Here is a 21,555-nt window from a genome sequence, read left to right on the forward strand (position 1 = left end):
TAGAATGGCGGTCTTGCCGTTGCCGAGCCTGCCATGAACCCTGTATTGCCCCACGCCCAGCTTGACTGGGATGACCAAGGTCGCCCGCGCTCGCGGGTGTTCGATGATGTGTATTTTTCCGACCATTCGGGCCTTGAAGAAACCCGCTACGTGTTTCTGGAGCAAAACGATTTGCGCGACCGCTTCGCCGCGCTGCCGGCGGGTGGTCGACTGGTGATTGGCGAAACCGGTTTCGGCACCGGGCTGAATTTTCTCTGTGCCTGGCAGTTGTTCGAACAGCACGCGCTGGCCGGTGCGCGGCTGCATTTTGTCAGTGTTGAAAAGTACCCGCTGAGCGCCCCCGATCTGCAACGAGCCCTGGCGTTATGGCCAGAACTCAAGCCGTTCGCCGATCAACTGCTGGCGCAATATGTGGCGATCCATCAGGGCTTTCAGCGTTTGGTACTGGGCAACGGCCGCGTCACCCTGACCTTGCTGATCGGCGATGCACTGGAGCAGTTGCCGCAACTGGACGCGCAGATCGACGCCTGGTTTCTCGACGGTTTCGCCCCGGCGAAAAACCCCGACATGTGGACCGCCGAGCTGTTTGCCGAACTGGCCCGTCTGGCGGCACCCGGCTCGACCATCAGCACCTTCACCAGCACCGGTTGGGTGCGCCGGCTGCTGAATGCGGCGGGCTTCAAGATGAAGCGCACGCCAGGCATCGGCCACAAGTGGGAGATCTTGCGGGGCACCTTTCTTGGCTGGCCTGAAGAGGTGGCGAAACCGATCGCGACAAAACCCTGGTTCGCTCGCCCACAACCGCTGGCCGGCGAACGCCGCGCCCTGGTAATCGGTGCCGGGCTGGCCGGTTGCGCCAGCGCCGCCAGCCTCGCCGCGCGGGGTTGGCACGTGAGCCTGCTGGAACGTCACCAAGCACTGGCGCAGGAAGCCTCGGGCAATCCTCAGGGGGTGCTGTACCTCAAGCTTTCGGCCCACGGCACGGCGTTGTCGCAGTTGATCGTCAGTGGTTTTGGTTACACCCGGCGCCTGCTGGAACAGTTACAGCGTGGCGTCGAATGGGACGATTGCGGGGTCTTGCAACTGGCCTTCAATGCCAAGGAAGCCGAGCGCCAGGTGCAACTGGCCGCGGCGTTTTCGCCAGACCTGGTGCACCTGCTCGATCAACCGCAAGCACAGGTCCGGGCCGGCATCGAACTGGAGCACGGCGGCTTGTTCTTCCCCGAAGGCGGTTGGGTTCACCCGCCCGCGTTGTGCCAGTGGCAGGCGTCCTCGGCGAACATCCAGTGGCTGCCCCATCGCGAGGTGCTGGAGCTGCGCAAGGTCGATGATCAATGGCAGGCCTGGGATGGCGAAACACTTTTGGCCAGCGCTCCCGTGGTGATTCTGGCCGGCGCCGCCGAGATCAAGCGTTTTCCGTACAGCGCCGAGCTGCCGCTCAAACGCATTCGCGGCCAGATCACCCGGCTGGCGCAAACCCCTGAAAGCCAGAGCCTGGCGACCGTTGTCTGCGCCGAAGGCTATGTGGCGCCCGCACGTCTGGGCGAACACACGCTTGGCGCCAGCTTCGATTTCAAGAATGACGATCTAGCCCCGACCGTTGCCGAACACCTCGGCAACCTGGCGTTGCTCGAGGAAATCTCCACCGACCTGGTCGCCCGTCTACATCTTCAAGACCTGGACCCGCAGCAGCTTGAAGGGCGCGCGGCGTTCCGCTGCACCAGTCCCGATTACCTGCCGATCGTCGGACCACTGGCCGACCAGGCCAGCTTCGCCAATGCCTATGCCGCGCTGAGCAAAGATGCCCGGCAAGTGCCCGACGTGCCCTGCCCGTGGCTCGATGGGTTTTACGTCAACAGCGGTCATGGTTCTCGCGGTTTGATCACTGCCCCATTGTCCGGCGAGCTGCTGGCGGCATGGCTTGAGAATGAGCCTTTGCCGTTGCCCAAAGCCGTGGCCGAAGCCTGCCATCCCAACCGTTTTGCCTTGCGCCAGTTGATCCGCGGAAAAGTCTGATCCGCAGACTTATAACTTATCGGTCTAAAACTCCAGGGATTCACATGGGTCAGTTTCCGGGTACCCGCCGTTTTTGGCGAGGTATCGATTGACCCTCCCCAACGGAAAAACCGGTAAGGACTTATGTGCGGATTAGCTGGAGAATTACGTTTCGACCATCAGCCTGCGGACCTCGCAGCCATTGAACGAATCACCCATCACCTGGCCCCTCGTGGCCCTGACGCGTGGGGTTTCCACAGCCAGGGGCCGATTGCCCTGGGCCATCGGCGCCTGAAAATCATGGACCTGTCGGACGGCTCGGCGCAGCCGATGATCGATAACCAACTGGGTCTGTCCCTGGCCTTCAACGGCGCCATCTACAACTTCCCGGAACTGCGCACCGAGCTGGAAAACCTCGGTTACGCCTTCTATTCCGGTGGCGACACCGAAGTGCTGCTCAAGGGCTATCACGCCTGGGGCGAAGCACTGTTGCCCAAGCTCAATGGCATGTTCGCCTTCGCCATTTGGGAGCGCGACGCCCAGCGGCTGTTCATCGCCCGCGACCGGCTCGGCGTAAAACCCTTGTACCTGTCACGCACCGGTCAACGCCTGCGCTTTGCCTCGGCTTTGCCGGCACTGCTCAAGGGCGGCGATATCAACCCGATCCTCGATCCGGTGGCGCTCAATCATTACTTGAATTTCCACGCGGTGGTCCCGGCCCCGCGCACCTTGTTGGCGGGCATCGAAAAACTGCCCCCGGCGAGCTGGATGCGTATCGAAGCGGACGGCACCACCGAGCAGAAAACCTGGTGGACCCTGCCCTACGGCCCACACGCCGACGAGATGAACCTGACCCTGGAAGACTGGCGCGACCGCGTGCTCGACAGCACCCGTGATGCGGTGGCGATCCGTCAACGGGCGGCGGTCGACGTTGGCGTGTTGCTGTCCGGGGGCGTCGATTCGAGTCTGCTGGTGGGTCTGTTGCGCGAAGTCGGGGTCGAAGATTTATCGACCTTTTCCATCGGTTTCCAGGATGCCGGCGGCGAGCGCGGTGACGAATTTCAGTATTCAGACCTGATCGCCAGGCACTACGGCACGCAGCATCACCAACTGCGCATCGACGAAAAAGAAATCATCGAGCAACTGCCCGCGGCATTCCGCGCCATGAGCGAGCCGATGGTCAGCCATGACTGCATCGCCTTCTACCTGCTGTCCCGGGAAGTGGCCAAGCACTGCAAGGTAGTGCAAAGCGGCCAGGGCGCGGACGAGTTGTTCGCCGGTTATCACTGGTATCCACAAGTGGATGGCGCAAGCGACCCGTACGTAGCGTATCGCGATGCGTTTTTCGATCGCAGCTACGCCGACTATGCCGCCACGGTGCAGCCGAAATGGCTGACGGCCAACGACGCGGCCGGCGACTTCGTGAAGGAGCATTTCGCACAACCCGGCGCCGACGCCGCGGTGGACAAAGCCCTGCGTCTGGACAGCACGGTGATGCTGGTGGACGACCCGGTCAAACGCGTCGACAACATGACCATGGCCTGGGGCCTGGAAGCGCGTACGCCGTTTCTCGACTATCGCCTGGTGGAATTGTCGGCGCGGGTGCCGGGCAAATTCAAACTGCCGGATGGCGGCAAGCAAGTGTTGAAAGAAGCGGCGCGGCTGGTCATTCCCAGTGAAGTGATCGACCGCAAAAAGGGTTACTTCCCGGTCCCCGGCCTCAAGCATTTGCAGGGCGACACGTTGAACTGGGTACGTGAACTGCTGCTCGACCCGAGCCAGGATCGCGGCTTGTTCAATCCCGCCATGCTCGACCGCCTGCTGACCGATCCGCAAGGTCAACTGACCCCGTTGCGCGGCTCCAAGCTGTGGCAATTGGCGGCCCTGAACCTGTGGCTCAGTGAACAAGGAATCTGATCGATGAAACCCCACGCCACGGCTTACAGCCAACGCCTGTTGCGCGGTCAGGCGCCATCCTACGAACGCTTGCAGGCGCGCCTGGCCGAAGACGGCAGTGAATTGGGCGCCGCGCCAATCGCGGTGCATTGCGGTTGGGGCCGGCTGCTGATCGGGCATACCTTTCCCGATGCGGCGAGCCTTGCCCAAGAGCTGCTCAACGAGCAGCCCGGTGAACGGGACATCGCCTTGTACGTCGCCGCGCCCCAGCAAGTGCTGGGGCTGGAACCGGCGCAACTGTTTCTCGACCCGTCCGACACCTTGCGTCTGTGGTTCAGCGATTACCGTCAGGCCACCCGGGTGTTTCGCGGTTTTCGCATTCGGCGGGCACAAAGCGAAACGGACTGGCAGGCGATCAATCAGCTGTATCAGGCCCGGGGCATGCTGCCGATCGATCCGGGCTTGCTGACGCCCCATCACCAGGGCGGCCCGGTTTACTGGCTGGCCGAAGATGAAGACAGCGGCGCGATCATCGGCAGTGTCATGGGCCTGAATCATCACAAGGCGTTCAACGACCCGGAAAACGGCAGCAGCCTGTGGTGCCTGGCGGTCGATCCGCAATGCTCCCGCCCGGGCGTCGGTGAAGTGCTGGTGCGGCACTTGATCGAACACTTCATGAGTCGTGGGCTGAGTTACCTGGACCTGTCGGTGCTGCACAACAACCGTCAGGCGAAAAGCCTTTATGCCAAGCTCGGTTTTCGCAACTTGTCGACCTTCGCCATCAAGCGCAAGAACGGCATCAACCAGCCATTGTTTCTGGGCCCTGGCCCGGAAGCCGAGTTCAATCCGTATGCGCGAATCATCGTCGAGGAGGCTCATCGGCGCGGCATCGATGTGCAGGTCGACGACGCCCAGGCTGGCCTGTTTACCTTGATTCACGGCAGTCGCCGCGTGCGTTGCCGTGAATCCCTGAGTGATTTGACCAGCGCCATCAGCATGACCTTGTGCCAGGACAAAAGCCTGACTCACAAGGTGCTGAAAAACGCCGGTCTCAAGCTACCCGCCCAACAGCTGGCGGGGAGCGCGGACGACAATCTGGCGTTTCTTGACGAGCACGAACGGGTGGTGGTCAAACCCCTGGACGGCGAACAGGGCCAAGGGGTGGCGGTGGATTTACGCAGCATCGAAGAGGTCCAGCAAGCCATCGAAAACGCCCGCGTATTCGACAGTCGAGTGCTGCTGGAAAGCTTCCACGAAGGCCTCGACTTGCGGGTTCTGGTGATCGGTTTCGAGGTGATCGCGGCCGCCATTCGCCGACCGGCGGAAGTGGTGGGCGATGGTCAGCATTCCATCGGTGCGCTGATCGAAGCCCAAAGCCGTCGCCGTCAGGCAGCAACCAGTGGCGAAAGCAAAATCCCGCAGGATCATGAAACCCAGCGCACCTTGCAGGCGGCGGGTTATGACTACAGCAGCATTCTGCCGGCCGGTGAGCATCTGTTCGTACGACGCACGGCGAATCTTCATACCGGCGGCATTCTTGAAGACGTCACGGCGATCCTGCATCCAACGTTGGTGGACGCAGCGGTGCGCGCGGCGCGGGCGCTGGATATTCCGATGGTCGGGCTCGACCTGATGGTGCCGGCCGCCGACCAGCCGGAGTATGTGTTTATCGAAGCCAATGAACGCGCAGGGTTGGCCAACCATGAACCGCAACCGACAGCCGAGCGGTTTGTGGATTTGTTGTTTCCGCATAGTCAGCCGGCGGTCTCTTAGTGATGTAGTGCCTGGGCCGGCGCCTTCGCGAGCAAGCCCGCTCCCACAGTTGACCGCGTTGCCCTGTGGGAGCGGGCTTGCCCGCGAAGGCGGCCTCACAGGCGCTGAATATCTCCAGACCTCCCCTCATCGAAACCATCGATGCTCTCACTTCATCAGGAGTTTCCATGACCAGCAAAATTCCCGAACCGGATCTCAATTATCTGCAAAAAGTCCTGCTGGAAATGCTCGCCATTCCCAGCCCCACCGGCTTTACCGACACCATTGTGCGGTACGTCGCCGAGCGCCTCGAAGAGCTGGGCATTCCGTTTGAAATGACCCGTCGCGGCACCATCCGCGCCACCCTCAAGGGCAAGAAAAACAGCCCCGACCGCGCAGTCTCCGCTCACCTGGACACCATTGGCGCGGCGGTGCGCGCAATCAAGGATAACGGCCGCCTGACCCTGGCACCGGTTGGCTGCTGGTCCAGCCGTTTTGCCGAGGGCAGCCGCGTCAGCCTGTTCACCGACAACGGCGTGATCCGCGGCAGCGTGTTGCCGTTGATGGCTTCCGGGCACGCGTTCAACACCGCCGTGGATGAAATGCCCATCAGTTGGGATCACATCGAACTGCGCCTGGACGCCTATTGCGCCACCCGTGCCGATTGCGATTCGCTGGGGATCAGCGTCGGCGATTTCGTCGCCTTCGACCCGTTGCCCGAGTTCACCGAAAGCGGCCACATCAGCGCCCGTCACCTCGATGACAAGGCCGGCGTTGCCGCACTGTTGGCGGCGCTGAAAGCGATTGTCGACAGCGGCGAAGAACTGATGATCGACTGCCATCCGCTGTTCACCATCACCGAAGAAACCGGCAGTGGCGCCGCGGCCGCCCTGCCCTGGGATGTCAGTGAATTCGTCGGCATCGACATCGCGCCGGTCGCGCCCGGCCAGCACTCCAGCGAACACGCGGTGAGCGTGGCGATGCAGGATTCCGGCGGCCCGTATGACTATCATCTGTCGCGCCATCTGCTGCGTCTGGCCAGTGACAATGAACTGCCGGCGCGCCGCGACCTGTTCCGCTATTACTTCAGCGATGCTCACTCGGCCGTTACCGCCGGCCACGACATTCGCACCGCCCTGCTGGCCTTCGGTTGCGACGCCACCCACGGCTACGAGCGCACCCACATCGACAGCCTCGCCGCCCTCAGTCGTCTGCTCGGTGCCTACATCCTCAGCCCACCGGTATTCGCCAGCGATGCTCAACCGGCCAAGGGATCGCTGGACCGCTTCAGTCACCAGATCGAACACGAGACGCAGATGGAAAGCGATACGCGGGTGCCGTCGGTGGATAGCTTGGTTGGGCAGCGCTCGGAGGGCTGAGTTTTACCTGTAGGCATTCGGTGTCTGAACGATCGTCTTCGCGAGCAAGCCCGCTCCCACAGGTGACCGAGTTCTTTCATAGAAATGCGGTCGAATGTGGGAGCGGGCTTGCTCGCGAAGGCGGCCTGGCAGACAACTGTTCAGACCGGGCTAGCCGCCCCCCTTCATTCGCCGTAGCATCGCGCCAATGTTTAACCGAGGTGCCTTATGCTGATTCCCCACGACCAACTTGAAGTCGACACCCTGACCCGCCTCATCGAAGATTTCGTGACCCGCGACGGCACGGACAATGGCGATGACACACCGCTGGAAACCCGTGTGTTGCGCGTTCGTCAGGCATTGACCAAAGGCCAGGCGCTGATCGTCTTCGATCCGGAAAGCGAGCAATGCCAGTTGATGCTCAAGCACGACGTGCCCAAGCACCTGTTCGACTGAAGCCCTTAACGCGCTTTGGCTTTTGCCTGTTTGATCTGGATGCGCTCGTAGACTTCGGCGCGGTGTACGTTGACTTGCTGCGGCGCTTCAACACCGAAGCGCACGCTGCTTCCGTTGACGGCGAGAACCCGCACGGAAATGTTGTCACCAATGGATATCAATTCGCCCACAACGCGACTGAGTACAAGCATGGCATTCATCCTTCAGGGTTAGCGGACCCTGAAGATGCCCGGCGCGTAGCGGGTCTTCAATGCAACAACCGCAAAACAGTCCCGCCCTACAGCGCAGGCAGCATCGTCCTGACGGACGCGTCCGACAAACCGCCCGAATGAAGGACCGATCCTTCAGGAAGCGGTAAGACGCGGACCAAACAGAATGACACTCGCCCCGAGTACACACAGCGCCACGCCGATCCAGTCCGAACCCAGTGGACGAATCCGCTCGACCACCGCCAGCCAGCCAATCGACGCAATAATGTAGATACCACCGTAGGCCGCATAGGCGCGACCGGCATAGCTCGCTTCGACCCGGGTCAGCAGTAGCGCAAACAACGTCAGGCTGAGTAAGGCCGGGATGACCCACCACATGCTTTTACCCTGACGCAGCCACATCCAGAAAGCGAAGCAGCCGGCGATTTCGAACAGCGCGGCGAGGAAAAACCAAAGGTAATTGAGCATGCAGACGTCTCGTTGGGATGGCCGGTTGGCGGCCACCCTAACGACGGTGTTGCGCACAGGCAAGTTCAGCCTGCGTTTTGTTTGGCCTTGGCGCGCATTTTGTCGGCCATCACGGTCATTTCGTTATAGAGCAATTGCGGGTCTTTCTGCTTGATCGCCCAGGCCATGCGCCCCTGTTCGTGGGGCAGGATCATGAATTCGCCGACAGCGACCTGGCGATAGATGTAGTCAGCAATATCGGCGGCGCTGATCGGCGAGCTTTCCAGCAATTTGCCGACCTGGGCTTTCATGGCCGGGGTCGGACCGCGGAAAGAGTCCAGCAGGTTGGTCTGGAAGAACGACGGGCAAACCACATGCACGCTGACTTCCTCGTGCGCCAATTCAATCAACAGACTCTCGGACAACGCCACTACGCCCGCCTTGGCCACGTTGTAGTTGCTCATGGCCGGGCCTTGCATCAACGCCGCCATCGAGGCGATGTTGATGATCTTGCCTTTGCTTTTCTCCAGCAGCGGCAGGAAGGCCTTGCAGCCCTTGACCACCCCCATCAGGTTGATCGCGATCTGCCAGTCCCAGTCCTCCAGCGACAGTTCGCTGAAGAACCCACCCGAGGCCACACCGGCGTTGTTGACGATGACGTCGATGCCGCCGAACTTCTCTTCGCAGGCTTGGGCGAAGGCGGTCAACTGACTGTAGTCGCGCACATCGCAACGCTGAATGAAGCCGTCACCGCCGGCTTCGCGCACCAACTTGAGGGTTTCCTGCAAGCCGGGCTCACTGACATCCGACAAGGCCAACTGCCAGCCTTCACGCGCCCAGCGCAGCGCGATTTCGCGACCCAGGCCTGAGCCCGCGCCAGTGATCATCATGCGATTTTGCATAGCAAACAGCCTTGTTGTTCCGGGGAAGATGCACCGAGTGTAGCGAAGGATAATGCGCGACCCACGCTCCATCAGAGTGCTGAATGGCCAGCGATGAACCACGGCGTGGTGCGGTTGTTTCAACTTCGAGACACAGCAAAAGAAATAAACATACTTTCCAAAAACATTAAAAAAACTTGGAATTTTTCTTCATAGCCATGAGTCGGATTTTTTAAGCAGCTAAGATTAATACAAGTCCAGCTGATGGCTAAAACGCCAGGTCAAACCCACAACGCTTCCAACAAGGAAATAGACATGGGCACAATTCTTATCGTTATTCTTATCCTGTTGCTGATAGGCGGCCTCCCGGTCTTCCCGCACTCCAGAAGTTGGGGTTACGGCCCGTCCGGTATCATCGGCGTGGTGTTGGTGGTGCTGTTGATCCTGCTGCTGCTTGGCAAGATATAAAGATTTTGCCGGCAAAAAAAAGAGGCCCTGCGAAGGGCCTCTTTTTAATTGCGTCAATAGTTAATCCGGTTTGCCGTTAACCACACCAGCGGTGTTGTCGAGCAGGCTTTTGGTCGCTGTTTGCAGGAACGCTTCGAGCTTGAGCTTCAACTCAGCCGTACGCGGTGCATTCGGAACGATCTCGGCGTGAGGCGTCGCACCCAGTTCGTACTGGTACATCTTCGGCGCCATTTCCTTATCCTTTGGCAGAACCAGAATCTGGTCAGCTGTGATGATGGCGGTGGTTTGCTCACTTCCCGACGGCTTGATCACACCAAAACCGGTGTCGCCTTCAGGCAGATTGAGCAGGTCACGTCCCCAACACTGATGACGTACTTCACCACCAATACGGCCCATGATGGTCGGCACGACGTCGATCTGAGTGCCCACGGTATGGTCACGCTGGCCGAACTTTTCCTGGATGCCCGGTGCAATCATCAACATCGGTACGTTGAAGCGGCCCAGGTCCATTTCGGTGATCTGACGCTCGTTGCCGAAACCGTGGTCACCCACGATGACAAACAGGGTTTCCTTGAAGTAAGGCTCCTTGCGAGCCTTTTCAAAGAATTGTCCCAGTGCCCAGTCCGCGTAACGCATGGCGGTCAAATGCTCGTTCAGGCTGCCGCGATCGGTTACGCGCTCAACCGGCAATGGTGTCGGCAAGGCATAGGGCGTGTGGTTGGACAGCGTTTGCAGCAACGCATAGAACGGCTTGCCGTTTTCCCGCGCCTTGAGCTCTATCAGACCACGGTCGAACATGTCCTGGTCGGACACGCCCCAGGTCGGATCGGAGAACACCGGGTTCACAAAGTCGTTACGACCAATGAAGTTGGTCATCCCCTGGTTACTGAAGAAACCCGACTGGTTATCCCAAGCAAAATCGCCGTTATAGACATACACATCGCCGTAATCACGAGCGCTGAGCAACTGCGGCAGGCCGGACAACTTGTGGCTGCCTTCCGGGGTCTGCATCAGGTATTCGAAACCCGGTAGGTTCGGGAAGCAGGCCATGGTGGCGAACATACCCTGATGGGTATGCGTCCCGTTGGAGAAGAAGCGATCGAACAGCAGGCCTTCTTTCGACAGTTTGTCGAGGTACGGCGTGATGTTTCCCGGTGCGCCCAAGGCACCCACCGAGTGACCGGCCATGCTTTCCATCAGGATCACGACAACGTTCTTGATCGGCAGGGTCTTGTCGGCCGGCGGCACGTAATCACGACGCACCGCAGCGATATCGGCATCCACCAGTTTTTCGTCCGGCATCACCAGCATGTCACGCACGATTTTCTGAGCTTGCGGCTGTGGCAGAGTTGCCTTCCAGATATTGTCGCGGTCTTCGGACATCCGGCTCTTGGCCGCCGCGATCAGCGACAGCGTGCCGTTCAGGCCCAACTGGTTGGCGAAGTTCGAATCGGTGGTATAGACGTCACCCCAACGCAGCGGCGGGCCCTGACGCAAGGTGCCACGAGCCGCGACCACGCAGACCAGCAGGCAGACCACGAACACCATGCCGCGCGCATACCACGGAGCGACCTGGCGCGTGCCGATGCTGCCACCGCTGAACGGCCCGCGAGGACGCGTGGCGCGGTCGGCGCCCTTGAACGCCAGGGTCAGAATCAAGGTGCCCACGGCCCAGGCCAACAGGTAGCGAACCACCGGAAAACCGTACCAGAGCATGCTCATCACGGTTTTCGGGTCTTCTTTCACGTACTGGAAGACCAGGCCGTTGAGTCGCTGGTGGAACTCGCGGTAGAAGTCCATCTCCATCAAGCCGAGGAACAGCGCGATACTCGAGGCGACGGTCAGCCAGAGCCGGAAGAACCCGCGAGCCGCCATGGCTCGGGCGCTGAACAGGGCCAGCAGCAGCGGAACGCTGAGGTAAACCACCAGGCGCAAATCGAAACGCAGGCCATTGGCGAACGCTTCCATGAAGGTCGAAGCCGGTGTGTCGAGGATCATCGAGCGGTTGTAGACCAGCAGCGCAACGCGCAGCAGGCTGAACATGACCATCATGATCAGGGCGCACAACAGCGTGTAGGCCAGATGCGATTTGACGGTCGGTTGCAGCAGGCGACTGGTAGCTCGCTGCTGATTCAGGGCGTCCGGGTTTGCCATGTCGTTTAAGGACCCATTGGAAGTTGAAGTTACAAAAATACAGTGCGCTTTGCCTAACGCTCGTCAGTCAAGGAACGGAACCGGTGGGAGCGGGCTTACTCGCGAAAGTGGTGTGTCAGGCGACATCAATGTTGACTGTGGCACCGTCTTCGCGGGCAAGCCCGCTCCCACATGGATTGCGCTTGACTGAACTGGCATTAGGCGCTTTGCCCTCTGTTGGCCATCCTAGGCCCCGGGGCGTGCGCGGTGCGCAAATGTTGCACGATCAACCGCGGCATTGCCATTGATTACTGCCCGACAGCCAAACTGCCGCTCATAGCGTCCAGGTACAAGAGGCGTGGCGCAAAGTTGCAGGGTTGGCTCGTTGAGGTGAATTGTCTTGGAGGCTTTGTGAAAATTTCGTTCAACGCATATCCGGAAACAAAATAAAGCCCTTCTCTCAATAAAAAACCAAACGCCCCGATCGAATCGGGGCGTTGTTGAACACGGCCGTAAATCAACAGGGTACGCCGTTACTTCTCGGCACGTTCCCTCAGCGCTTTGAGGGTATTGAACGGCGCATCGACCACGAACTTGTTGGCCAACCACGACGGCACGCTGCCGCCTGGATCGGTGTGAACCTGATAAGTCACTTCGACTTGATCGCCTTTAGGCACGAACTTCCAGAAACCCTTGACCTGGGCGACCCGTACAAACCCCTTTTCTTCCGGAAGGTACTTCGGCTGCCCTTCCAGCTCGCGGGTCAGGCTGCCATCAGCGCCGTCAACGGTGGTGACATGCAATACCGAATCGCGAGCAGTGACCGGCCAGGGCGTATTGAACTGAGTGTAGGTCCAGCTCTGATTGCCTTCGTGCTTGAGCAGCTTCTGGGTCTTGCACTCGTGAATCCAGGCACAGGCTCCCGGAACGTCTTCCTGCAATGCACGCAGCTTGGCCATGGTGGTCTTCATGACCGTTACACCACGGTAAGCCTTGTATTGGGAACCGGCCACCTCACTCAAGGACACCTTGATACCGTCTTCGTCCTTGGTGGTTTTCCAGTCTTCGGCCTGGGCCGTGGAGGCCAGTAAAACCGTCAAACCACACAGCACAGCGATACGATGCAGCGAACCCATAGTCTTATTCCTTATTGTTGAAGTTCCGTTCGTTGAACACATCACGCGGCCGTCATTTGCTCCCACCAGCCCAGCAATTTGATCGCTTCGTCGCGGTTGCTTCCACAGACTTCCACATCAGCCTCAAATGCAGAACACACCGCAGGACGTTCCGGCCTGCCGAAAATGCTGCACAAGTTATCGGCAGACAGTTGTACGCAACGTTCTCCGGCGGCTTTGCCGTTGGGCAGGCCAGGAATCGGCGAACTGATGGAAGGGGCAATGCAACAGGCGCCACAGCCTTCACGGCATCTCATGACGACAAGCTCCTCGCGACGGGCAATGTGTTAAAGGGACGTGGCACAGAGTAACGGCTAAAACGACTGTTTTAAATTACCCGGGCCGGGTTTTTACGCTCAAACGAACGTGACTGACCAGTCTCCGACAAAACGTCTGTCACGCGGGTCACGAATGGGGGGAGATTTACTGTTTGAACTCGAATTCCAGCGCCGCGCCTTCAACTTCCCGGCGCTCTTCATTGCGCAACTGCAGCTTCATTTCGTTACTGATCAGGCGACCGTTGAGCTGAAACGGACTGCTCTTGTCACCGAACATTTGTGGCAACACCGCATCGTGTCGGGGCAACGGGACCGTGCCGACCGGTTTCAATTCTTCGACCTTGTCCTTGGGCAAACTCAAGTCGAGAGTGGCCGGAGGGAGTTTGGTTTTCACCACTTCACTGGCCGGTTTCGACTTGGAAGCAATGGGGGAGCGTTTTTTTACCGGTGCAGCCTTCTTTTTGACCGGAGTGGCTTTTTTGACCGGCGCTGTTTTATCAGTGGTTGTGCTGGCTGTCGGTTTTTCCTGAACGGAAGCCGCCATGACACCTTCCGCGTGACAAGTCATCAACAGGCAGATCAATAACCAGGCGGCAGGAAAAATCGGCTTCATGGACCCAACGACGCGAACGGCAGAAGGCTATATGCTCGCCTGTTGGAGACGACAAGACAAGCGGGCAGTTCACAACGGCCCGGCCGGTTAAAAACCGCTCGTCGTCTCTTGGCAAAGTTGCGTTGCCAGCAACCCCAGCGTCATCAATGCACGCTCGGCCTCGCGGTTCCAGGGGATGCCACAGTTCAGGCGAATGCAGTGATTGAACTGCTCGGTGTTACTGAAAATCAGCCCCGGTGCAATGCTGATGCCCTGCTGCAACGCACGCACATGCAACTCTTGCGTGTTGACCCGCCCCGGCAGGCTGACCCACAGAATGAAACCGCCGGTAGGCCGGGTCATCTGCGTACCTTCCGGGAAGTATTGCTGTACTGCCAACTGGAAAGCGCTGAGATTCTTGCGGTACTCCTGACGGATATAACGCAAATGCCGGTCGTAACCGCCGTTTTCCAGGTAGGCCGCAATGCCCATTTGCGTGACGCTGCACGCTGAATGGGTGCTGAAAGTCTGCAAGCGCTGGATTTCCGGCTGGTACTTGCCGGCAATCATCCAGCCGATCCGCACGCCGGGCGACAGGGTCTTGGAGAAACTGGAGCAGTAAATCACCCGATCCAGCCGGTCATAGGCCTTGAGCGATTTGGTGCGGCCCTGCTCGAACATCAGCTCGCCATAAATATCGTCTTCGACGATCTGGATATCGAAATCCGAAGCCAGGCGCAGCAGCTGTTTCTGCCGCTCTTCAGGCATGGTGCCGCCCAAAGGATTACTCAAGCGCGTGGTCAGCACCAGCGCCTTGATCGACCACTGATTGGCCGCCAGTTGCAGCGCTTCGAGGCTCATGCCGGTAGCCGGATCACTGGGGATCTCGATGACCTTCAGCCCCAGCAGATCGGCCAGTTGCAGCAAACCATAATAAGTCGGGGACTCGGCAGCGATCAGATCGCCTGGCCGGGTCAATACGCGCAATGACATCTGCAGCGCATCGACGCAGCCATGGGTGATCACCACTTCCGACGGATCGACCACCACGCCGGCATCGCGCATGCGGATCGCCACTTGCCGCCGCAACGGCTCAAAACCGGGGCTGAACATGTAGCTGAACGCCCGCGGACTATGAAAACGGGTGACTTTGGCCAATTGCTGATGCAACGCCCGCACCGGCAGATAATCGACACTCGGTACGGCCGCGCCCAACGGGAATACCCCCTCGCGGCGGGATTCGACCAGGACTTGCTGAATGATGCTGCTGCGGGTGACCAGGCCTGGGCGCTCGACCCGGGCGATGTCCGGGGTCGGTGCCGTCAGGGCCGGCGTCTGGTGCACGTAGTAACCGGATTGCGGCCGGGCACGGATCAGCCCTTGATCTTCAAGGTTGGCGTAGGCCTGCAACACCGTCGCATGGCTGACGTTGAGCTGCGAGCTCATCTTGCGCACCGAAGGCACGCGCTCTCCCGGCTGATAGACACCGCGGCGGATGTCTTCGGCCAGTTGCTGAGCAATACGTTGATAGAGCAAGAGATTGGTCATGACGCAGCACTCGATTTCACGGGCATTTTATTCTTGTGTGAAACAATACCGGAACAGTTTAGAAGTGTACTGGGACAGTTGCCACAATAGTCGACCATACAGTGCGGTGTCAGCAAAAACTGTACTGTTTTATGATGCATTTGACGGGCGCAAAAAAACCCGGCGCTGCTGAGCAGGCCGGGTTTTTCCAGTGACGCAGCCCTTAACGAGCCGCGCCGAGCTGGCCTTTTTCGTCGGAGAACACAATTTCCACCCGACGGTTCTGGGCACGACCGCGCTCGGAAGCGTTGGCGTCCACCGGGTATTCATCGCCGTAACCTTCAACCTGAATGCGTTTGTCGTCGATGCCCAGGTCCATCAGCACATCGGCCACCGATTGCGCACGATCGCGGGACAGCTTGAGGTTTTCCTGTTTACCGCCGGTGCTGTCGGTGTAGCCCTCGATCCGCACCACCCGCTTGGGGTTGAGCTGCAGGAACTGGACGATCTTCAGCACCACACGGTTCGCCGAGCTCTTCAGCTCCGCCTCACCGGTATCGAACAGCACATCACCCAGGGTCATCACCAGACCACGGTCAGTCTGGGTGGTCGCCAGCGCCACGATCTGCTCTTCGAGCCACTTGCCCTGTTGCTGCACGCTGAGCAACTTGGACTCACGCAGCGCCAATTGCAGGCGCTGACGCTCGAGTTCGAGCTTCGCTGCGCGCTCTTCATTGAGCACTTGATTGGTGTGTTCCCGGGCAATTTCGCTGTAGCGCTGGCTCAGATAGGCGTAATGCACCACGTCAGAACCGCTGCCCCAGTAACTGGACAGACGATCGGCGCGGGCCAGGGACTCGCCGGCACGGATCACGTCTTTGGGCGCAATACGCAACACGTTGGAGTCTTCCTTGACCTTCTGGAAGTCGGCACCGGCCTGCTGCAACGCAGCTTCGCTGTGTTGACCGGCGCAGCCATAAAGGCTTGCGCAGCCGGCCAGGATCAAGCCGCCGAGTGCTTTGGTCTTCAGGTTCATTGGGCATCTCCCAGTTGCTTGCGCAGGCGGGTGATGCGGGTATTGAGCACGTTCAACTGCTCCTCGCTCTTGTGGGTCAGGACCCGGGCTTCGGCCAGGCGCGCGTCCAGCTCGGCCTGCTCGGCCCGCATGCGCGCATTCTTGTAGGATTGGTCGGCCATGTTGCCCTTGGCACGGTTGAACTTGTCCTGGGCCAGCTTCAGCTCCGGCACTTCGTCGGCGGTAGCGCCCACGGCCTTGGCTTGTTCGAGGGCCTGTTCGGTCAGGCGTATTTGTTCATTCGGCGCCGGATCGGCTGCACAACCCGCCAGAGCCAGAACGGCCAGGGCAGCGAAAAGAGGTCGAATACTCACTAAAAATCCCTACTGTATTGGGGTACTGACAGGTTGTTGCTGCGGCAGGGAGCGTTGCGCTTTCCAACGCTCGATATTGCGCAGCAGCGCGGCTTCCGTCAGTCCGGACGCGGGCAATTCTGTCATCTTTTTGGCCAGCTGTCCGCGCAACCAAGGATCGTTGCAGGCAGAGTTATGGGAAACCGCGAGATACAGGCCAGGTTTGTCGATCGGTTGTGGTCGGGCCATCAAGTCATTGGCCATCCCCAGCGTTTGCGCCATGGCCATGCCCGAGTAGCGACCGGCAAGGACAAATTCCACCTCGCCGAGCAGCAATTTCTGAAAGGCCTGAGTCAGATTGGGCGTGCGCATGAGGGTCAATTGCTGCTCGGCGAAAGTGCCGAATGCTGGCGTCACTCGAGCCTTTTCCGACAACGCGCCGGGATGACCGTGAAGGTCCTGCGCCTCGTTGTAGACCAGTAGTGAATCGTTGCGGGTCCAGACCAGGTAATCGTTTTCCAGCAACGGTGGATGGATGTAATCCAGATTTTCCAGCTCAGTGACCGTCAACGGCGCATCGGCCAGCATGTCCATGCGCCCGCTGCGCACTTCGTCCAGGGCCTGGGAACGTTTGCCGGCATAAAGCAGTTCAACCTTGATGCCCAACTCCCCCGCCACTTGCTGCAACAAATCAGCACTGGCGCCGATCAGGTGCTTGGGGTTTTGCGGGTCTTGCCACAGGTACGGCGGTGCGTCGGGACTGCCGGTCACGATCAAGCGCTCGCATTTTCCCGCAGCGATGGACAGCCCCGGTAATAGGGTCAGGCTTAAACACAACCCTGGCAAAAAAGAGCAGCCAAACCAGTGGCGCAGATCCATGGCAACACTCTCCCCACTCAAATCCGGAACAAAAAAAAGCCCGACCAAAAGGCCGGGCTCTTTATAAGTCAAGCTGCCGGATTAGACCAGCTTCTCGAACTCAGGGATGGCTTCGAACAGGTCCGCCACCAGGCCGTAATCGGCCACCTGGAAGATCGGCGCTTCTTCGTCCTTGTTGATCGCGACGATCACCTTGGAGTCTTTCATGCCGGCCAGATGCTGGATCGCGCCGGAGATACCGACGGCGATGTACAGCTGTGGCGCAACGATCTTGCCGGTCTGACCGACCTGCATGTCGTTGGGTACGAAACCTGCGTCGACCGCGGCGCGGGAAGCACCGACGGCAGCGCCCAGCTTATCGGCCAGGGCGTACAGGTGTTTGAAGTTGTCGCCGTTCTGCATGCCGCGGCCGCCGGAAACGACGATCTTGGCAGCGGTCAGTTCCGGACGGTCGGACTTGGCCAGTTCTTCGCCGACGAAGCTGGAGATGCCAGCGTCGTGGGCAGCGGCAACGGCTTCAACGGCCGCCGAACCACCTTCAGCCGCCACCGGGTCGAAACCGGTAGCACGCACGGTGATCACTTTGATCGCAGCGGTCGACTGCACGGTAGCGATGGCGTTACCGGCATAGATCGGGCGCTTGAAGGTGTCGGCGCTTTCGACCGAGATGATCTCGGAGATCTGGTCAACGTCCAGCTGAGCGGCAACGCGCGGCAGGATGTTTTTGCCGTTGGACGTGGCGGCGGCCAGAATGTGGCTGTAGCCCTTGCCCAGTTCGGCTACCAGTGGAGCAACGTTTTCCGGCAGTTGATGCGCGTAAGCGGCATTGTCAGCGTTCAGGACTTTGCTCACGCCAGCGATTTTCGCAGCGGCTTCAGCCACGGCGCCAGCGCCCTGGCCTGCAACCAGAACGTGGATGTCGCCACCGATCTTGGCGGCAGCAGCAACGGTGTTCAGCGTGGCCGGGGCCAGCACTTTGTTGTCGTGTTCAGCAATAACCAAGATAGTCATTTAGATTACCTTCGCTTCGTTTTTCAGTTTCTCGACCAGTTCAGCCACCGACTTGACCTTGATACCCGCGCTGCGCGCAGCCGGCGCTTCGACTTTCACGGTCTTGTTGGTGGAGGCGGTGGAAACGCCCAAAGCGTCCGGAGTCAGCACTTCGAGAGGCTTCTTCTTGGCTTTCATGATGTTTGGCAAGGACGCGTAGCGCGGCTCGTTCAAACGCAGGTCGGTAGTGACGATGGCCGGCAGTTTCAGGGAAACGGTCTGCGCGCCGCCGTCGATTTCGCGGGTCACGGCAACCGTATCGCCGGACACTTCGACTTTGGATGCGAACGTGCCCTGACCGTAGCCGCTCAATGCCGCGAGCATCTGGCCAGTCTGGTTATTGTCGCTATCGATGGCTTGTTTACCGAGGATCACCAGTTGAGGTTGTTCCTTGTCGACCACAGCCTTGAGCAGCTTGGCCACGGCCAGGGAAGTCAGATCTTCAGCGGATTCGACGAGGATGGCGCGGTCGGCACCCAGAGCCAGCGCGGTGCGCAGTTGCTCTTGAGCGGTGGACGGGCCGATGGAGACGACGACGATTTCAGTCGCAACGCCTTTCTCTTTCAGACGTACGGCTTCTTCCACTGCGATTTCGCAGAACGGGTTCATCGACATCTTGACGTTAGCGAGGTCGACGCCGGAATTGTCCGCCTTGACGCGAACCTTGACGTTGTAATCCACAACGCGTTTGACAGCTACAAGAACCTTCATGGATTCCTCGTTACTCTCCGGTGAAAAGAAAGTCGCCTAGGCGAACCTGGCGGTTGATGCTCATCGGCGCAAGGGCACCTCTAAAAACGCTGGCAGGTGTATCGGGTGAACCTTGCTCACGAGGCTGATGACCGTTCGTCAGTGGTGACCAATAAGTCATTCATTACCGTGGCGTGTAAACTTCGCGCCATAACCGCGCGGCGCCTCACCTTGTACTGCCATCGCCCTGTCTTTAGAGGTGCTCTTGAAACCTACATTCAGCCTACGGCGAGCGCAAAACCGCCCGTATCTTGACCGGAACACCTATTCCGGTCAATACGGCAAAATGGCCAGTCATAAGCCGCGTGACTTTGATTTATCTGGCTTTGAGCCGATTCAAACAAACGTTTGTATTGGACGCTAGGAGTGGTGTAGATATAATGCGCCACCCAGAGAGAAATGTGGCTCATCGATTGTCCTCTGCACCGCACTGCAGGGGAATTCATGAATGCGACACCCAACCTCCAATTAGAAAAAAAACTGTTGAGCCTTGAGTAGGAGATAGCCTGTGGAACGCGAATACATGGAATTCGACGTGGTCATCGTCGGTGCCGGCCCCGCTGGCCTGTCCGCCGCCTGCCGTTTGAAGCAGAAGGCCGCCGAAGCCGGTAAGGAAATCAGCGTCTGCGTGGTCGAAAAAGGCTCCGAAGTCGGCGCTCATATCCTGTCCGGTGCCGTGTTCGAACCACGGGCCCTGAACGAACTGTTCCCGGACTGGAAAGAACTCGGCGCGCCGCTGAACACACCAGTCACCCGCGATGACATCTTCGTTCTGAAAAACGCTGACAGCGCGCAGAAGATTCCAGACCTCTTTGTGCCCAAGACCATGCACAACGAAGGCAACTACATCATCTCCCTGGGCAACCTGTGCCGCTGGCTGGCCCAGCAGGCCGAGAACCTGGGTGTGGAAATCTACCCGGGCTTCGCCGCCCAGGAAGCGCTGTTCGACGAGAACGGCGTGGTGCGCGGGATCATCACCGGCGACCTGGGTGTTGACCGCGAAGGCAATCCGAAGGAAGGCCTGTACACCCCAGGCATGGAACTGCGCGCCAAGTACACGCTGTTCGCCGAAGGCTGCCGCGGCCACATCGGCAAGCAGCTGATCAAGCGTTTCAACCTCGACAGCGAAGCCGACGCCCAGCATTACGGCATCGGCCTGAAAGAAATCTGGGAAATCGACCCGGCCAAGCACCAGCCAGGCCTGGTGGTCCACACCGCCGGCTGGCCGCTGGACATCATGGGCACCGAGAACACCGGTGGCTCGTTCCTCTATCACCTGGAAAACAACCAGGTGGTGGTCGGTCTGATCGTCGATCTTTCCTACAGCAACACCTACCTGTCGCCGTTCGACGAGTTCCAGCGCCTCAAGCATCACCCGGTGCTCAAGCAATACCTGGAAGGCGGCAAGCGTGTCAGCTACGGCGCTCGCGCCATCTGCAAAGGCGGCCTGAACTCACTGCCGAAAATGGTGTTCAAGGGCGGCGCACTGATCGGTTGCGACCTCGGCACCCTGAACTTCGCCAAGATCAAAGGCAGCCACACGGCGATGAAGTCCGGCATGCTCGCCGCTGACGCCGTGGCCGACGCGCTGTTCGCCGAGCTGGACGGCACGCAAGAGCTGACCACTTACGTCGACGCCTTCAAGAAGAGCTGGCTCTACGACGAACTGTTCGCCAGCCGCAACTTCGGCCCGGCGATCCACAAGTTCGGCGCCATCGTCGGCGGCGGTTTCAACTGGATCGACCAGAACATCTTCGGCGGCAAACTGCCGTTCACCCTGCACGACACCAAGCCGGATTACGCATGCCTGAAGCTGGCGGCCGACTGCAAGAAGATCGACTATCCGAAACCGGACGGCAAGCTCAGCTTCGACAAACTCAGCTCGGTATTCATCTCCGGCACCAACCACGAAGAAGAGCAGCCGTGCCACCTGAAGCTGGCCGACGCGAGCATCCCGATCAGCAAGAACCTGCCGCTGTACGATGAACCTGCACAGCGTTACTGCCCGGCCGGCGTGTATGAAGTGGTGACCCAGGAAGACGGCGAGAAGCGCTTCCAGATCAACGCCCAGAACTGCGTTCACTGCAAGACCTGCGACATCAAGGACCCTGCACAGAACATCACCTGGGTGGCGCCGGAAGGCTCCGGCGGCCCGACTTATCCGAACATGTAAGTCGAACGCTTGAACAACAAGGCTCCCGACATGGGGGCCTTTTTGTTGCCCGAAATCCAGGCATCGACACTAAACCAATGTGGGAGCGGGCTTGCTCGCGAAGGCGGTGTATGACCCAACATTGATGTCGAGTGATACACCGCCTTCGCGAGCAAGCCCGCTCCCACA

20 protein-coding genes are annotated in these 21,555 nt (G+C 59.5%); 7 read left to right on the forward strand and 13 right to left on the reverse strand.

Going from position 1 to position 21,555, the window contains the following annotated elements:
• The first annotated feature begins 33 nt into the window (after positions 1-33).
• The 5 genes from mnmC to PSH64_RS21950 all read left to right on the forward strand — a co-directional run bounded on the left by mnmC (position 34) and on the right by PSH64_RS21950 (position 7,457).
• Positions 34-2,016, forward strand: a complete 1,983-nt coding sequence (mnmC, locus tag PSH64_RS21930) for a bifunctional tRNA (5-methylaminomethyl-2-thiouridine)(34)-methyltransferase MnmD/FAD-dependent 5-carboxymethylaminomethyl-2-thiouridine(34) oxidoreductase MnmC (RefSeq protein ID WP_305478668.1) — start codon at positions 34-36, stop codon at positions 2,014-2,016.
• Between the two features lie 123 nt (positions 2,017-2,139).
• On the forward strand, positions 2,140-3,912 hold the full coding sequence (locus tag PSH64_RS21935) for an N-acetylglutaminylglutamine amidotransferase (protein ID WP_305478669.1): 1,773 nt from the start codon (positions 2,140-2,142) through the stop codon (positions 3,910-3,912).
• Positions 3,913-3,915: 3 nt separating this feature from the next.
• Entirely contained in the window at positions 3,916-5,664 is a 1,749-nt protein-coding gene (gene ngg, locus PSH64_RS21940) for an N-acetylglutaminylglutamine synthetase (RefSeq protein WP_305478670.1), read from the forward strand.
• Positions 5,665-5,831: 167 nt separating this feature from the next.
• The gene (locus PSH64_RS21945; protein WP_105343091.1) at positions 5,832-7,022 is read left to right on the forward strand and encodes an osmoprotectant NAGGN system M42 family peptidase; all 1,191 of its coding nucleotides are present in this window, start codon (positions 5,832-5,834) and stop codon (positions 7,020-7,022) included.
• Positions 7,023-7,229: 207 nt separating this feature from the next.
• Positions 7,230-7,457, forward strand: coding sequence for a YheU family protein (locus tag PSH64_RS21950; protein WP_003199186.1), 228 nt, complete (start codon positions 7,230-7,232; stop codon positions 7,455-7,457).
• Between the two features lie 5 nt (positions 7,458-7,462).
• Here PSH64_RS21950 and csrA read toward each other — a convergent pair whose 3' ends face one another.
• From csrA to PSH64_RS21965, 3 genes are all read right to left on the reverse strand, one after another.
• Positions 7,463-7,648, reverse strand: a complete 186-nt coding sequence (gene csrA / locus PSH64_RS21955; protein WP_064616631.1) for a carbon storage regulator CsrA — start codon at positions 7,646-7,648, stop codon at positions 7,463-7,465.
• Between the two features lie 153 nt (positions 7,649-7,801).
• Positions 7,802-8,134 (reverse strand): YnfA family protein, encoded by a 333-nt coding sequence (locus PSH64_RS21960; RefSeq protein WP_105343086.1) that lies wholly within the window; start codon positions 8,132-8,134, stop codon positions 7,802-7,804.
• A gap of 65 nt (positions 8,135-8,199) precedes the next feature.
• Positions 8,200-9,015: an SDR family oxidoreductase gene (locus PSH64_RS21965; protein ID WP_105343084.1), complete on the reverse strand. Its 816-nt coding sequence runs from the start codon at positions 9,013-9,015 to the stop codon at positions 8,200-8,202.
• A 288-nt stretch (positions 9,016-9,303) separates the two neighbouring features.
• Between PSH64_RS21965 and PSH64_RS21970 the strand changes: the two genes are divergently transcribed.
• Positions 9,304-9,462, forward strand: coding sequence for a DUF3309 family protein (locus PSH64_RS21970; protein ID WP_172901242.1), 159 nt, complete (start codon positions 9,304-9,306; stop codon positions 9,460-9,462).
• Between the two features lie 60 nt (positions 9,463-9,522).
• On the opposite strand, the gene PSH64_RS21975 is transcribed toward PSH64_RS21970, so the two are convergent.
• The 10 genes from PSH64_RS21975 to PSH64_RS22020 form a co-directional block, all read right to left on the reverse strand.
• Positions 9,523-11,616 (reverse strand): LTA synthase family protein, encoded by a 2,094-nt coding sequence (locus PSH64_RS21975; protein WP_305478672.1) that lies wholly within the window; start codon positions 11,614-11,616, stop codon positions 9,523-9,525.
• Between the two features lie 512 nt (positions 11,617-12,128).
• Positions 12,129-12,731 carry an START domain-containing protein gene (locus PSH64_RS21980; protein ID WP_105343078.1) on the reverse strand — a complete coding sequence of 201 codons (603 nt, stop codon included), beginning with the start codon at positions 12,729-12,731 and terminating at the stop codon, positions 12,129-12,131.
• Positions 12,732-12,772: 41 nt separating this feature from the next.
• Positions 12,773-13,027: a YkgJ family cysteine cluster protein gene (locus PSH64_RS21985; RefSeq protein ID WP_305478673.1), complete on the reverse strand. Its 255-nt coding sequence runs from the start codon at positions 13,025-13,027 to the stop codon at positions 12,773-12,775.
• A 166-nt stretch (positions 13,028-13,193) separates the two neighbouring features.
• The gene (locus PSH64_RS21990; protein WP_105343073.1) at positions 13,194-13,661 is read right to left on the reverse strand and encodes a translation initiation factor 2; all 468 of its coding nucleotides are present in this window, start codon (positions 13,659-13,661) and stop codon (positions 13,194-13,196) included.
• A gap of 87 nt (positions 13,662-13,748) precedes the next feature.
• Entirely contained in the window at positions 13,749-15,188 is a 1,440-nt protein-coding gene (locus PSH64_RS21995) for a PLP-dependent aminotransferase family protein (RefSeq protein WP_105343071.1), read from the reverse strand.
• A 202-nt stretch (positions 15,189-15,390) separates the two neighbouring features.
• Entirely contained in the window at positions 15,391-16,203 is an 813-nt protein-coding gene (locus PSH64_RS22000; RefSeq protein WP_105343069.1) for an OmpA family protein, read from the reverse strand.
• Positions 16,200-16,556, reverse strand: coding sequence for a DUF4398 domain-containing protein (locus PSH64_RS22005; protein ID WP_105343067.1), 357 nt, complete (start codon positions 16,554-16,556; stop codon positions 16,200-16,202). The genes PSH64_RS22000 and PSH64_RS22005 overlap by 4 nt, the downstream gene beginning before the upstream one ends.
• Before the next feature lie 9 nt (positions 16,557-16,565).
• Complete coding sequence (locus tag PSH64_RS22010) at positions 16,566-17,414, reverse strand: ABC transporter substrate-binding protein (protein WP_105343065.1); 849 nt, start codon at positions 17,412-17,414, stop codon at positions 16,566-16,568.
• Between the two features lie 81 nt (positions 17,415-17,495).
• Positions 17,496-18,425, reverse strand: coding sequence for an electron transfer flavoprotein subunit alpha/FixB family protein (locus PSH64_RS22015; protein WP_105343063.1), 930 nt, complete (start codon positions 18,423-18,425; stop codon positions 17,496-17,498).
• Complete coding sequence (locus PSH64_RS22020; protein WP_105343061.1) at positions 18,426-19,175, reverse strand: electron transfer flavoprotein subunit beta/FixA family protein; 750 nt, start codon at positions 19,173-19,175, stop codon at positions 18,426-18,428.
• A 547-nt stretch (positions 19,176-19,722) separates the two neighbouring features.
• On the opposite strand from PSH64_RS22020, the gene PSH64_RS22025 reads away from it, so the two are divergent.
• Positions 19,723-21,387: an electron transfer flavoprotein-ubiquinone oxidoreductase gene (locus PSH64_RS22025; protein ID WP_305478674.1), complete on the forward strand. Its 1,665-nt coding sequence runs from the start codon at positions 19,723-19,725 to the stop codon at positions 21,385-21,387.
• Positions 21,388-21,555: the final 168 nt, after the last annotated feature.

This window comes from Pseudomonas sp. FP1742 (assembly GCF_030687145.1).
Classification (GTDB): domain Bacteria; phylum Pseudomonadota; class Gammaproteobacteria; order Pseudomonadales; family Pseudomonadaceae; genus Aquipseudomonas; species Aquipseudomonas frederiksbergensis_D.

What these genes read in the sequence shown, in the direction of transcription:
- PSH64_RS21990 (WP_105343073.1), bottom strand. Translation starts at nt 13,661, where the DNA reads ATGAAGCCGATTTTTCCTGCCGCCTGGTTATTGATCTGCCTGTTGATG.
- PSH64_RS21975 (WP_305478672.1), bottom strand. Translation starts at nt 11,616, where the DNA reads ATGGCAAACCCGGACGCCCTGAATCAGCAGCGAGCTACCAGTCGCCTG.
- PSH64_RS21960 (WP_105343086.1), bottom strand. Translation starts at nt 8,134, where the DNA reads ATGCTCAATTACCTTTGGTTTTTCCTCGCCGCGCTGTTCGAAATCGCC.
- PSH64_RS22010 (WP_105343065.1), bottom strand. Translation starts at nt 17,414, where the DNA reads ATGGATCTGCGCCACTGGTTTGGCTGCTCTTTTTTGCCAGGGTTGTGT.
- ngg (WP_305478670.1), top strand. Translation starts at nt 3,916, where the DNA reads ATGAAACCCCACGCCACGGCTTACAGCCAACGCCTGTTGCGCGGTCAG.
- PSH64_RS21965 (WP_105343084.1), bottom strand. Translation starts at nt 9,015, where the DNA reads ATGCAAAATCGCATGATGATCACTGGCGCGGGCTCAGGCCTGGGTCGC.
- PSH64_RS21995 (WP_105343071.1), bottom strand. Translation starts at nt 15,188, where the DNA reads ATGACCAATCTCTTGCTCTATCAACGTATTGCTCAGCAACTGGCCGAA.
- mnmC (WP_305478668.1), top strand. Translation starts at nt 34, where the DNA reads ATGAACCCTGTATTGCCCCACGCCCAGCTTGACTGGGATGACCAAGGT.
- PSH64_RS21985 (WP_305478673.1), bottom strand. Translation starts at nt 13,027, where the DNA reads ATGAGATGCCGTGAAGGCTGTGGCGCCTGTTGCATTGCCCCTTCCATC.
- PSH64_RS21950 (WP_003199186.1), top strand. Translation starts at nt 7,230, where the DNA reads ATGCTGATTCCCCACGACCAACTTGAAGTCGACACCCTGACCCGCCTC.
- PSH64_RS21945 (WP_105343091.1), top strand. Translation starts at nt 5,832, where the DNA reads ATGACCAGCAAAATTCCCGAACCGGATCTCAATTATCTGCAAAAAGTC.
- PSH64_RS22020 (WP_105343061.1), bottom strand. Translation starts at nt 19,175, where the DNA reads ATGAAGGTTCTTGTAGCTGTCAAACGCGTTGTGGATTACAACGTCAAG.
- PSH64_RS21935 (WP_305478669.1), top strand. Translation starts at nt 2,140, where the DNA reads ATGTGCGGATTAGCTGGAGAATTACGTTTCGACCATCAGCCTGCGGAC.
- PSH64_RS22000 (WP_105343069.1), bottom strand. Translation starts at nt 16,203, where the DNA reads ATGAACCTGAAGACCAAAGCACTCGGCGGCTTGATCCTGGCCGGCTGC.
- csrA (WP_064616631.1), bottom strand. Translation starts at nt 7,648, where the DNA reads ATGCTTGTACTCAGTCGCGTTGTGGGCGAATTGATATCCATTGGTGAC.
- PSH64_RS22015 (WP_105343063.1), bottom strand. Translation starts at nt 18,425, where the DNA reads ATGACTATCTTGGTTATTGCTGAACACGACAACAAAGTGCTGGCCCCG.
- PSH64_RS21980 (WP_105343078.1), bottom strand. Translation starts at nt 12,731, where the DNA reads ATGGGTTCGCTGCATCGTATCGCTGTGCTGTGTGGTTTGACGGTTTTA.